General features: G+C 66.4%; 8 protein-coding genes. 6 read left to right on the forward strand and 2 right to left on the reverse strand.

Going from position 1 to position 13,050, the window contains the following annotated elements:
• From OZ10_RS19670 to azu, 5 genes are all read left to right on the forward strand, one after another.
• Positions 1-1,533 (forward strand): flavin monoamine oxidase family protein (locus OZ10_RS19670; protein WP_039566745.1); only part of this gene is annotated, 1,533 nt, incomplete at its 5' end.
• Positions 1,530-1,955 carry a c-type cytochrome gene (locus tag OZ10_RS19675; RefSeq protein WP_039411798.1) on the forward strand — a complete coding sequence of 142 codons (426 nt, stop codon included), beginning with the start codon at positions 1,530-1,532 and terminating at the stop codon, positions 1,953-1,955. The genes OZ10_RS19670 and OZ10_RS19675, both read left to right, overlap by 4 nt.
• A gap of 23 nt (positions 1,956-1,978) precedes the next feature.
• Positions 1,979-2,482, forward strand: a complete 504-nt coding sequence (locus OZ10_RS19680; protein WP_039411795.1) for a RidA family protein — start codon at positions 1,979-1,981, stop codon at positions 2,480-2,482.
• Positions 2,483-2,512: 30 nt separating this feature from the next.
• Positions 2,513-3,709, forward strand: a complete 1,197-nt coding sequence (locus OZ10_RS19685) for a pyridoxal phosphate-dependent aminotransferase (protein WP_039411792.1) — start codon at positions 2,513-2,515, stop codon at positions 3,707-3,709.
• A 225-nt stretch (positions 3,710-3,934) separates the two neighbouring features.
• Positions 3,935-4,384, forward strand: a complete 450-nt coding sequence (gene azu, locus OZ10_RS19690) for an azurin (RefSeq protein WP_039411789.1) — start codon at positions 3,935-3,937, stop codon at positions 4,382-4,384.
• Positions 4,385-4,537: 153 nt separating this feature from the next.
• Here the strand turns inward: azu and OZ10_RS19695 are convergent, their stop codons facing one another.
• The gene (locus OZ10_RS19695; protein WP_039566748.1) at positions 4,538-7,309 is read right to left on the reverse strand and encodes a winged helix-turn-helix domain-containing protein; all 2,772 of its coding nucleotides are present in this window, start codon (positions 7,307-7,309) and stop codon (positions 4,538-4,540) included.
• 538 nt (positions 7,310-7,847) lie between these two features.
• The gene (gene hemL, locus OZ10_RS19700) at positions 7,848-9,137 is read right to left on the reverse strand and encodes a glutamate-1-semialdehyde 2,1-aminomutase (RefSeq protein WP_039411783.1); all 1,290 of its coding nucleotides are present in this window, start codon (positions 9,135-9,137) and stop codon (positions 7,848-7,850) included.
• 306 nt (positions 9,138-9,443) lie between these two features.
• On the opposite strand from hemL, the gene OZ10_RS22635 reads away from it, so the two are divergent.
• Positions 9,444-12,623: an outer membrane beta-barrel protein gene (locus OZ10_RS22635; RefSeq protein WP_039566749.1), complete on the forward strand. Its 3,180-nt coding sequence runs from the start codon at positions 9,444-9,446 to the stop codon at positions 12,621-12,623.
• Positions 12,624-13,050 lie beyond the last annotated feature (427 nt).

The raw sequence follows: 13,050 nt of genomic DNA on the forward strand, positions 1-13,050 counted from the left end.
ATGATGTATCAGGCGATGAGCAGCCTGGGCATGGCGGCCGAATCCAATTTCAAGGGGCCATTGCAGCTGGATGGCGACCCCAAGGGCGCATCGGTCCTGATCCTGGGCGCCGGGCTGGCCGGTATGAGCGCCGCCTTCGAGTTGCGCAAGGCCGGCTACCGCGTGCAGGTGCTGGAATACAACGGTCGGCCCGGCGGGCGTAACTGGACCCTGCGTGGCGGCGACCGCTACACCGAGCTGGGCGGTGCCGCCCAGCACTGCCAGTTCGACGACGGGCTGTATCTCAACCCGGGGCCGTGGCGCATTCCGCATCATCACAAAGCGGTGTTGAGTTACTGCAAGCAGTTCGGGGTGGCACTGGAGGCGTTCAACCAGGTCAACTACAACGCATTGCTGCACAGCCAGAAGGGTTTCGGTGGCAAGCCGCAGCGCTTTCGCGCCATCGATGCCGATTACAAGGGCCATGTCTCGGAGTTGCTGGCCAAGTGCACGCAGCAACACGCCCTGGACAAGAGCGTGAGCCGCGAAGACCAGGAAGTGTTGCTGGAATCCTTGCGCACCTGGGGCGCGCTCGATCAGAAGTTCGGTTACGTCAAAGGCAAGGACAGCAGCGAGCGGCGCGGCTTTGCGCGTTATCCCGGTGGCGGTCTGTCGGGCAAACCGGAGTTCTCCGATCCCTTCAGCGTGCAGGACGTGTTGCGCTCGCGCCTGTGGACCACGCTGGCGGCCGGCAACAACTACGAAATGCAGACCACCATGTTCCAGCCGGTGGGCGGCATGGACCAGATCGGCAAGGCGTTTGCGCGTCAGCTCGGCGATGCCATCACCTACAACGCCAAGGTCACCAGGATCGACCAGGACGGCAGCGGCGTGCGCGTGTCCTGGCAGGACGCGGCGCACGGCGGCGAAGAACGTATCGCCAGCGCGGAGTGGTGCATCTGCACGATTCCGTTGTCGGTACTCAGCCGCATTCCGGTGACCGCCAGCGACGCGATGACCACCGCGATCGGCAAGGTGCCGTACGCGGCATCGGTGAAGGTGGGGCTGCAATTCAAACGCCGTTTCTGGGAAGAGGACGAAGCGATCTACGGCGGCATCAGCTACACCGATCTGCCGATCACCCTGATCAGTTACCCCAGCACCGGCTATCACAGCCCCGGCAAAGGCGTATTGCTCGGTGCCTATGTCTGGGGGCTGGATGCCTACCAATTCACCTCGATGACGCCGGAGCAGCGCGTGCGCAAGGCAGTGGAATACGGTACGCAGCTGCATCCGCAGTATCCGCGCGAATTCGAAAACGGCATCGCCGTTGGTTGGCACCGCGTGCCGTTCACGCATGGCTGCTTCGGCATGTGGAGCGAGCAGGCGCGCGCCGAGCATTACGAACCGCTGTGCCAGATCGACGGGCGCCTGGCGCTGGCCGGCGAGCACGTGTCGTACATCCCGGCCTGGCAGGAGGGCGCGATCCTGTCTGCGCACGATGTCGTCGGCCGTCTGCATCGCAGGGTGCTTGCCACAGGAGGCCGCGCATGAGTCTGTTGCCACGCACGCTGGTCGCCGCCGTCGCGCTGCTCATCGGCGCGTTGCTGTTGCCGCCGGGTCTGCGCGATGCGCGGGCGCAAAGTTCCGATGCCTCCCAGCTGTTTCCGCAGCAGGGCTTTGCCAAGGCATCGGGACAGGAGGTGTACCAGGCCATCTGCCAGGGCTGCCACATGCCGGCCGGGCACGGTGCGCAAGGTGCGGGCGAGTATCCCGCGCTTGCCGCCAACCCCAAGCTGGCGGCTGGCCCCTATGTGACCATGATGGTGCTCGACGGCCACGCCGGCATGCCCGGCTTCGGTGACATGCTCGACGATCGCCAGGTGGCCGACGTGGTGAGCTATGTGCGCACGCATTTCGGCAACGATCACAGCGAACGTGTCACCGCCGACGACGTGAAGCTGCTACGCCATTGATCTTTCCCTGCCAAGGAGTTGCCATGTACCGTCCGATTGCACGCGCCCTCATCGCCACCCTCATCTGTTCTGCGGGTGTTGCCGCCGCCGACGCGGCAGAGGTGGTTCGACACAAGATTCCCAACAGCGATTTCCCCATTGCCGCGGCGGTGGAAATCCCCGCCGGCAAGGCCACGGTGTACGTCAGCGGAAAGGTGCCGGCCGTGGTGGATGCCAGCGCGCCCAAGGACTCCGCTGCCGCATATGGCGACACCAAGGCGCAGACGGTGAGCGTGTTGAACCAGATCAAGCAACAGCTGGCCGCGATCGGGTTGGGCATGGGCGATGTGGTGAAGATGCAGGTCTTTCTGGTCGGCGACCCCGCGCTGGGCGGGAAGATGGATTTCAACGGTTTCATGGAAGGGTATCGCCAGTTCTTCGGGACCAAGGAACAGCCCAACCTGCCGGCGCGCTCGGCGTTCCAGATCGCGGCGTTGGGCAACCCGCTGTACCGCGTGGAGATCGAAGTGGTCGCCGTACGTCCCTGAGCCGGTATCGGCGCCTTGCTGGAGGTTGTGATGAAACCTGATATGTCGCGCCGCATGTTCCTGCGGGACTCGGCCCTGTTCGCCGGTGCTGCGGGTACCGGCACGGTGCCGCTACTGGCCAGTGCCGCCGAACGTTCCGTCGCCGTTGCACCGACCGCGGCCAACACGCTGGCACCGGTGATGATCGGCTCCAACGAATTCCCCGACGGACCGTCGGCGGCCGCAGTGAAGGCCATCGCGCAGATCGCACCGCAGGGCGGGCGTTATTTGCGCGATGTGCAGATGGAACTGATGAACACCCTGGCCGCGGAACTCACGCTGCCGGTCGACCACTTGATGGCCTACGCCGGCTCCACCGAACCGCTGGACTACACGATGCTGGCCTTCACTTCGCCGAGTGCGGCGTTGGTCACCGCCGACCCGACCTATGAATCGGGCTGGCGCGCGGCAACCCGCAATGGTGCGCGGCTGATCAAGGTGCCGTTGCGCAAGGATTTTTCGCACGACGTGCAGGCCATGTGCGCGGCCGACCCCAACGCAGGCGTGATCTACATCTGCAACCCCAACAATCCCACTGGCTCGGTCACTGCGCGCAAGGACCTGGACTATGCGCTCGCGCACAAGCCCAAGGGCAGCGTGCTGGTGGTGGACGAGGCCTACATCCACTTCGCACAGAGCACGCGCAGCGTAGTCGACATGGTCGCTGCCGGCGAGGACGTGGTGGTGCTGCGCACCTTCTCCAAGCTCTACGGCATGGCCGGCATCCGCTTGGGGTACGCGGCCGCACGCCCGGAGCTGCTGGCCAAACTGATGTTCTACAGCGTCAACAGCCTGCCGGTGACCGCAGCGGCCGCAGGCCTGGCCAGCCTGCGCGATCCGGCGCTGGTGCCGCAGCGGCGTGCACGCACCGCGGCCACCCGGCAGGATGTCATCGATTTCCTGGTCCGGCAGGGCTATGCCTGCACGGCCTCGGAAAGCAATTGCTTCATGGTCGATGTGAAGCGGCCGGCCGCAGGCTTCAAGGACGACATGGCAACGCATGGGGTCTTCATCGGCCGCAGCTGGCCGGTGTGGCCCACGTGGTCGCGGATCACCGTGGGTACCGAGGCGGAGATGGCACGCTTCAAGCAGGCATTCGTGCAGGTGATGGCCGGCAAGCGCGGCCCCTTGCCGGTGCCGCAGGTCGCGGCGCATGCGTCACTGCATGGCTGTTTCCATTACGCCTGAGGCAGGGATTGCGCGCTGGCATGGTGTGCGAGGTGGCAGGCGCGATCTGCAACACGTGGTGCCCCGGTGGATCTGCTCGCTGCGGGTGCTCGCTGCGCGCACGCGCACGCGAGCTGCAGCCGAGGTTCTGTAGATCGCGGCCAGGCGGTACCCTGGCAAGGCCGGCGCAGCGCGAGCGTCGGTGGGGTTGGATGCATCGCGTATTTCTTATCGCAGGAGTGTGCCTTGAAGCTGTTTTCGACGATTGCCGTGCTCGGCCTGGTGCTGATGGCACCTTCGGCCTGGGCCCGGACATGTGCGGTGACCATCACCGGCAACGACCAGATGAAGTTCGACCAGAGCGCCATCAAGCTGGCGCCCGACTGCACCCAGGTGAACCTGACGCTCAAGCACTCCGGCAAGATGGCCGCCACGGTGATGGGCCACAACTGGGTGCTGACCAAGTCCGCTGATTTCCAGGCGGTTGCCAACGCCGGCGTGCGCTCGACCATTGCCGACAGCTACCTGCCCAAGGCCGATGCGCGCGTGATCGCGCATACCAAGGTCATCGGCGGCGGCGACAGCACCACCGTCAGCTTTCCCACCAGCGCATTGACCAAGGGCGGCGCGTACACGTTCTTCTGCTCGTTTCCCGGGCACTGGGCGATGATGAAGGGCACGCTGAGCTTCGGATGACCGCGGCGCGCCACGGGGCCGGTCCCTGTGGCGCGGTGCATCGGTTGGCTGCCTCCGGCATCGTGTGAACGACGCTGCTGCCTCGCTACGTGGTCACGCGCCGTTCCCCGCCATGTGAGGCACGCCAGGCAGGCGCCATGACGTGCACGCCCCTCACGGTGGCGGTGCGTCCATTGCGTGCTGGACGTCCCCGCCGCGTAACACGCCGCGTTGCAGCGCCTGCGCCAATGCGCCTTCGCGGCTGCGTGCATCGAGCTTGCGGTACAGATTCTTGAGATGGAATTTGACCGTGTTTTCCGACAGGTGCAGGTGGCGGGCGATCTGCTTGTTGGAATAGCCACGCGCCAGCTGTGCCAGCACTTCCAGCTCGCGCTCGCTGAACACGTCGCTGGAAGGATCGTCGTCGCCGCTGAGGCGTTCGAGCAGGGCCTGGATGGTCAAGGCACGCGTGGTGCCGCCCACGGTGTGCGGGTCGTGCTGCCGGAGCGAGCGCAGCATCGCCTTGGCGGGCAGGCCGAGTTCGACGACCGCCTGCCAGCTCTGTGTCAGCGCCACGTGGTCCAGGGCGCTGTACAGGTAGGGCAGGGCGGCGAGCAGTTCGCCGCGTTGCTGCAGCACCAGCGCGATGCGGGCGCGGGTGCGCGCGAGATGGCACAGGTTGTCGTTGCTCAGGCAGGCCTGCTCGATCTGGCCGAGGATGACCAGCGCTGCGCTGCTGCGTCCGGCCAGGCGGTGCCAGCGTGCCAGTGCGAACCCCATCGCCGCGCGATCGCGCCACCGGTGCGCCGCGCGCAATGTGTGTGCCAGCGAGGATTCGCCGCCGGTGCGTGCGATCAGCACATCGATGGCCGCGTTGCCGGGATGTTCCAGCAGCAGCATTAAGCGCCACGCCGACGCCAGCTCGGACAGCCGCATCAGCTTGCGCCCGTGGGCGATCTGCTCGATATGGTCGAGCACCGCCAGGGCGCTGCGTCCGCTATGGTCGCGCACGCGCTCCAGTCCCAATGCGGTGTCGTACGCGGCTGCCAGCACATCCACGCCGGCATCGTGTTGCTCGAGCGTTTCCAGTGCCGGATGCAGCAGGTCCGCCGCGTCGTCGTGGTGGCCACGCTCGTAATGCAGCTGCGCGAGCAGGCACTGGCCGGCCGCCTCCAGCAGGTGGTCTGGCTGTGGCGTGCGCGCGCACCCGTGCAGCGCTTGCCGGTAGCATGCCTCGGCGTCGCCGAGCTGCCCGCGGTAGAAAAAACTCTGGCCCAGCGCCAGCAGCGCCTGGCCGGCGCCCGCATCACTGCCGCCGCGCTGCATTGCCTCGCGTGCCGCCAGTGCGTAGCGTTCTGCCACTGCAAACGCCCCCTGTGCGATGGCGGTGGTGGCGCAGATGCAGAGCAGCATGCCGCGGCCAAGCTGGTCGTCCTCGTCCAGCGCGCGCGCCTGTGCCGCGATCTGGGTCAGGCCATGGGGGTTTCCGCAGATTTCGTCCAGGCGGTCGCGCAGCACGGCCACCACCACGGTGTAGTCGCGCTGCAGGGGTTCGCGCAGGGCCGCCGGGAAATCGCGAAAGCGTTCCAGCAACAGGCGCGCATGGCTGAACTCGCCCAGCTTGATGTGCAGATGCGCCTGGGTGAGGTTGAGCGCCGGCGTCTCGCGGATGGTGCGGTGGTCGAAATGGCGCAGCAATGCACGCACCTCGTGCAGGCCGTGCGTCAGCAGCAACTGCCAGGTGCCGGCGCGCGCGATGTAGCTGGCCGCCAGATCGCCGCACTGGCCATGCGCGGCGTGTCGTACCGCGTCGGCCAGGTGCTGATGGTCGCCAAACCAGCGGGCTGCACGCTGATGCAGCTGGACGGCCTGGCCAGGGTGCTCGCGATCGAGCAATTGCTGCAGGAAGTCGGCAAACAAGGGGTGATAGCGGAACCATTCGCCTTCGCCATCCAGCGGCACCAGCAGGCCGTGGAAATGCTCCAGCCGGGCGAGCAGCCGGCCACTGTCGTCGCGCTGGCGCAGCGCATCGGCCAGCGAGGCATTGAGGCGTTCCAGCAGGCTGGTACGCAACAGCAGGTCGCGCGTTGGTGCATCCAGGTCGTTGACCACCTGCTCGGCCAGATACGCGGCAATCTGCGTGCTGCGCCCGGAGAAGCGTGCGGTCACCTCCTGCTGACGTTGTGCATCGCCCTCCAGCCACAGCCGCGCCAGATGCAGCGCCACCGGCCAACCTTCGGTGTAATGCAGCAGGGTCTCCACCACCGGCGCCGCGACCTGCGGCCCCAGCAGCGTGCGCGCTTCGTCGGTGTCCAGTGCCAGTTGCGCGCTACCGATGCGGCCGAGCTGTGCCTGCAATTCCAGCCGCGCCAGCGGCAGTGCCGGCAGGCGACGGGTGGCAAGCAACAGGTGCAGGCGCCCGCCGCTGTGTTCGACCAGGCGCAGCACCAGCTCATCGACCAGGCCGCTGCCGAGCCGGTCGTAGTCGTCGACGATCACGCTGACGCGCCGCGGTGTCGCGCGCAAGGCGCGAATCAGCACCGCGACCGCATCGCGCGGGTCCTGCTCGCAGTGGTGCATCACGCTGGTGCACAGCGCGGCATCGGCGCCTGCACCCTGCAGCGCCAGGGCGAGATGACCCACAAAGCGCGCGGCATCGGCATCGGCTTCGTCCAGCGACAGCCAGGCCACCGACGCCGCATCACGCGCGCGCAGCTGCGCATGCCATTGCGCCAGCAGCGTGGTCTTGCCGAACCCGGGCGGGGCCAGCAGCAGGGTCAACGGACGCATCTGGCCCTGATCCAGTGCCCTCAGCAATGCCTCGCGCATCACCGCGCCCGGGTGCGGCGAAGGCGGCTCCAGCTTGCTGGCAAGCAGCCAATCGGGAAGAGCGGGGTCGCGCGGCGGTGACGGGCGCGGAGTGAGCAACGCAACAGGCTTGAGCATGAGGCGAGGGCGGCCGTGGCAAGCGTCAACAGCGCGCCGGCTCGACACGCTGCACAACGTGATGAAACAGCGGCGACGGCACGCAGGTCACCGAGACGGCGACAACGACGGATCGGCTGCTTCGCGGGTCCCCACCCATGCCCGTCCCTGAGCACCTTTCAGAAAGGTATGACAGCCTCACGACAAAAGCAAAGTGTGTAGCGGTTTTCGCCCCATCGCCGCCAGGATCGAGGCGGGCCGTCGGGTGGATCGGGTTGTGGTTGCGTCTGCCCGCGCCAGCGGCGTGCGCAGAACAGGTGTGTCTGACCCGGCGTCACCGACCGGCGCGCCCAGTCCGCGGCGTGCGCATTCACTTCGGCCCCTGCGGTACATGCCGGGGCCCGCTGGGCCCGCGCCGGCATCCACGTCCGGCGCCATCGGGGCGGCCGTTATCGGCTGCCGACGTCTGGTTTGGCGGGCTGTCTCAGCGCCGCACCTGCGCCCTCGGCACGTGCTGAAGGCGAAGCGCGGCGCGGACGCCGTCTTACCCAATGACGCGTCAGCGTGCGACGTCTGCAAACGCTTCGCGTGCTGCGGCGAGCGTGGCCTCGATCACGGCCTCGTCGTGCGCGCTGGACATGAAGCCGGCCTCGTACGCCGACGGCGCCAGGTACACGCCCCGCTGCAGCATCGCGTGGAAGAAGCGGTTGAAGGTCGTGGTGTCGCAGGCGGTGGCCTGCGCGTAGCTCTCCACGATCTCGTCGCTGAAGAACAGCCCGAACATGCCGCCCACCTGGTTGGTGGTGACGGCAATGCCGGCCGCGCGCGCGGCATCTTCCAGGCCTTCGCACAGCACGGCGGTCGCCTCGCTGAGGCGGGCGTGGAAGCCCGGGTCCTGCACCAGTTCCAGCATCGCCAGGCCGGCGGCCATGGCCACCGGATTGCCCGACAAGGTGCCCGCCTGGTAGATCGGCCCGGCCGGGGCGATCTGCTCCATCAGCTCGCGCCGGCCGCCGTACGCGCCCACCGGCATGCCGCCGCCGATGATCTTGCCGAAGGTGGTCAGATCCGGTGTGACGCCATAGAGCGCCTGCGCGCCACCCAGCGCCACGCGGAAGCCGGTCATCACTTCGTCGAAGATCAGCAGCGCACCATGCCGCGTGCACAACGTGCGCAGGTGCTGCAGATAGCCCGCCAGTGGCGGAATGCAGTTGGCATTGCCCACCACCGGCTCGATGATCACTGCCGCCACGTCGGCGCCGATCTCGTCGAACAATGCGGTGGCGCCTTCGAAGTCGTTGAAGCTGAGCGTGGCGGTCAGCTCGCTCAAGCCGGCCGGCACGCCCGGCGAGGTGGGCACGCCCAGGGTCAGCATGCCGCTGCCGGCCTTGACCAGGAACGAGTCGCCGTGGCCGTGGTAGCAGCCTTCGAACTTGATGATGCGGTTACGCCCGGTGGCGCCGCGCGCCAGGCGCACCGCCGACAGCGTGGCCTCGGTGCCGGAGTTGACCATGCGCACCATCTCGCACGAGGGCACCAGCCGGGTGATGGTCTGCGCCATCGTCACTTCCGCCGCGCACGGCGCGCCGAACGACAGCCCGTCGCGGATCGCGCGTTGCACCGCCTCGCGCACCGTCGGGTGGTTGTGCCCGGCAATCATCGGACCCCATGAGCCCACGTAGTCGATATAGCGGTTGTCGTCGACGTCGTACAGGTACGGGCCGTCGGCACGGGCCACGAAGAACGGCTCGCCGCCCACCGACTTGAACGCCCGCACGGGTGAGTTGACGCCGCCGGGCAGCAGCGTCTGCGCCTGGGCGAACAGGGCGTGGGAGCGGGTGTGGTTCATGCGCGCAGATCCTTGAGGAATACCAGTGGGGGCATCGATGCCCGGCAGCGGGCATCGCGTTCGCCATTGTCAGGCCTGCGGCCTCGCGCGCCTACCCGGCAGAGGCCCGCCTACCCGTCGGAGCCGGCGGGTAGGGCAACCCGGCTGCCTATGATCGGACACAAGGGGGATCGGGCGATTGGGCATGAGCTGATGGCATGCGGTCATTGGCGCCCCGCTGCAGATGTTCAGAAAGTGTGATTCCGGTGGCCGTTGGCCCCGTTCATCCAGTCGCCTTGCCGACCGTTCCAGACTTGGGGAGAAAGCATGAACCGTAGTATCCAGAAGCGTGCGCTGGCGTTGGCCCTGGTGGTGGCCATCGGCGGTGCACACGCGCAGTCGACCACCGGCAGCATCGTCGGCAGCGTGGGGCAGGGCAGCGGCACCAGCGTGGTGGTGGAAAACAACAGTGGCCTCAGCCGCGAAGTGCCGGTGGACGCGCGTGGCCGGTACACCGCCGGCAACCTGCCGTTGGGCACCTACAAGGTGACGGTCAAGCGCGACGGCGCGGTAGTGGAAACCCGCGAGAACGTGGCCATCACGGTGGGCGCCAACACCGACGTCTCGTTCGCCGCCAGCGCCGCAGGGAGCGGCGTGCAGACCCTGGACAGCGTCACCGTCAACGCGGCCAGCCTGGCCACCATCGACGTCAGCAGCGTGGATACCCGCACCGTGGTCACCGCCGAGCAGCTGGCGCAGCTGCCGTTGGGCCGCACCGCCGAAGCGATCGCGCTGCTGGCGCCGGGCGTGGTGGTCAACAGCGGCGGTTTCGACAACGGCCCGCTCGGCGGCTCGCTGCCCAGCTTCGGCGGCTCGGCCGCCAGCGAAAACGCGTATTACCTCAACGGTTTCAACACCACCACCATCAGCAACAATCTCGGCGGCCTGACCCTGCCGTACGGCGCCATCGACCAGCAGGAAATCTTCACCGGCGGCTACGGCGCGCAGTACGGCCGCGCCAATGGCGGTGTGATCAACCAGATCGGCAAGCGCGGCACCAACGAATGGAAGTTCGGCGCGGCGGTGATCTGGGAGCCGAACGGCCTGCGTGCCAACCAGCGCGACATCTACTGGCGCCCGGACAGCCAGGCCAGCACCGTCAACAACGCCGCCTACCGCTACGCGCGTGCGGCCAATGGCCTGTACCAGCCGGCCAGCGAAGCCGAGGCCAACCAGACCACTTACAGCGCCTACGTCGGTGGCCCGATCATCCAGGACAAGTTGTTCTTCTTCCTGGCCGCAGAGCAGGTGGATTCGGATGGCATGCGCGTTGGAACCAATCGCGACACCGACAACGGCCGCACCGGCGGCCTGACCGACTACGACTACAAGCAGAAGCGCTGGTACGCCAAGGTGGACTGGAACATCACCGACAACCACCTGATCGAGGTGACCGGTGCCAGCGACGAGGCGGAGACCAACGGCTCGATTTATCGCTACGACTATGTCAACCGCACGCGTGGCAGCTATTTCACCGACGAATCCACCTGGAAGACCGGCCCCACGCTGTTCACAGGCAAGTACACCGGCTACCTGGGTGACAACCTCACCGTGACCGCGCTGTACGGCAAGATGCGCACACCCGACGAGCTGACCCCGTTCAACTACAACGCGGCCGGGGGACCGGTGATCAATAGCGCGGCGTTGCAGAATCCGGCCTACACCGGCGGCACGCCACGCATCGGCAACCAGCTGGTCACCTCGGTCAGTTCGCCGGATCGCGAATACAAGAAAGACAATCAGCGCCTGAATCTGGAATGGCGCCTCGGCCACCACACGCTCAACTTCGGTATCGACAACCAGAAGTCCGAAGGCATCGACGTCGGCTCGGTGCTGTCCGGGCCGGGCTTTGCCTGGACCTACGGCCAGACCAACGACCCCAACGGGTTGGCCACCGGCGGGCTGGTCAGCCAGTCTGCCAACGAAGCCGGCGGCATCGGCGCGCCAAGCCCAGGCCTGGTCGATCCGGTCAACGGGTCCAGCGGCTACTACGTGGTGCGCAACATCAACACCAGCCTGTATTCCTACGAGGCCAAGCAACGCGCCTACTACATCGAAGACAAGTGGCAGGTCACCGACAACCTGTTGCTGAGCATCGGCCTGCGCAAGGACGAGTTCACCAACTACACCCCGTTCGGCGACCCCTACATTGAAGTGGATAACGCGTGGGCGCCGCGCTTGGGCTTCAGCTGGGACGTCAATGGCGATTCCAGCCTGAAGGTGTTCGGTAACGTTGGCCGCTATTACCTCGGTCTGCCGCTGTCGGCGGTCAGCTTGTTCACACCGGCTACCACCACCGATACCTATTTCACCTACAGCGGCATCAATGCCGACGGCACGCCGGTGTTGGCGCAGCAGCTCGGCTCGGCCGTGTCGGCCAATTCGCGCTTCGGCCGCATCGCCGATGTGCGCACCGCAGTGGCCAAGGACATCGAAGGCGAGAACCAGGACGAAGTCATCCTGGGTTTCACCAAGCAGCTCGAAAGCGGTTGGGTGCTCGGCGTGCGCGGCACCCACCGGCGTCTCAACGCCGGTATCGACGACCAGAACTACGACGTCTCCAACACTGCGCTGATCAACGCGGCCGCCGCGCAGGGCGTGACCATCGACTTCTCGCAAGTTGCAGGCGCCTCGCTGATCAATCCCGGCCAGACCAACACCTGGGGCGTGATCGGCACCGATGGCCAGTTCCACGAGGTGTCGGTCAGCCGCGAAGCGGCGGGCTTCCCGAAGTTCAAGCGCAACTATTCGGCCGTGGAATTCAACCTGGAACGTCCGTTCGACGGCCAGTGGTACGCCAAGGTCAACTACGTGTGGTCGCATAGCTACGGCACCACCGAAGGCCAGGTGCGTTCGGACCTGTGGCGTACCGGCGGCGCACTCGGCAGCTATCAGGGCCAGGCCTCGGTCTCGACTACGCAGAGCTGGGACCATGCAGCGCTGATGGAGCACTTCAACGGCGATCAATCCAACGATCATCGCCATCAGCTCAAGCTGTTCGGCTTCTACCAGTTCAACCCGCAATGGGGCGCCTCGGCCAATTTCAGCCTGATTTCCGGCGCGCCGCATAACTGCCTGGGCAATTACTACGGCACCGAATACAGCGGCCGCGATCCGGCTGGCTACGGCGGTAGCGCCATCACCGGCGGTCCGTACCACTACTGCTACAACCCGGAAACCGGCACTGGCGTGGCATCGCCTCCGGGCTCGCAGGGGCGCCTGGGCTGGATCGCCCAGCTCGACATGGGCGTGACCTACAAGCCGGCCTTTGCCGACGGCAAGCTGGCCTTGCGCTTCGACGTGTTCAACATCACCAACGAGCAGACCGCGACGAACATCTATCCGTTCTCGCAGCTGCCCGACAACACCACCAATCCGCTATGGAACCAGGTGGTGGCCTACCAGGCACCGCGCTCTGGCCGGGTGACGTTGAGCTACGATTTCTGATCGGATCACGCGACAAGGGCAGTTCCGGCAGCGACGCTTAAGAGCACGCGTCGCTGTCTTGTTTTGGGGGGTGGCGGTCGAATTGACGTCGCCGTGATGAGTGACGGCAGGCAGCCTGGGTGATCGCTTGGCCAAGCAGATTGGCCGATGTAGTCGAACAGCCCCGACGCGCAGGTTGCAGTAAATTCGCAGAGCGGATGATCTGCGAATTTTCTGCAGGGCCCTTGCCCGCCCACCATCGCGAGACACGCTGCAAGTAAATCCATGTAGCTCCGTGGCGGCATCCATGCCGCCAAGGGTCCCGCGACGGTGGGCGGGCAAGGACCAGTCGAGTTGGTCGGCCTGCATGGATTTCAACAGCGACTAGCAAGCTGCGACGCGATGTCTTTGCTTTTCCACAAAGCTTTTCAACAAGCCACCAGCCAAC

It is taken from the genome of Xanthomonas cannabis pv. cannabis, from assembly GCF_000802365.1.
Classification (GTDB): Bacteria; Pseudomonadota; Gammaproteobacteria; order Xanthomonadales; family Xanthomonadaceae; genus Xanthomonas; species Xanthomonas cannabis.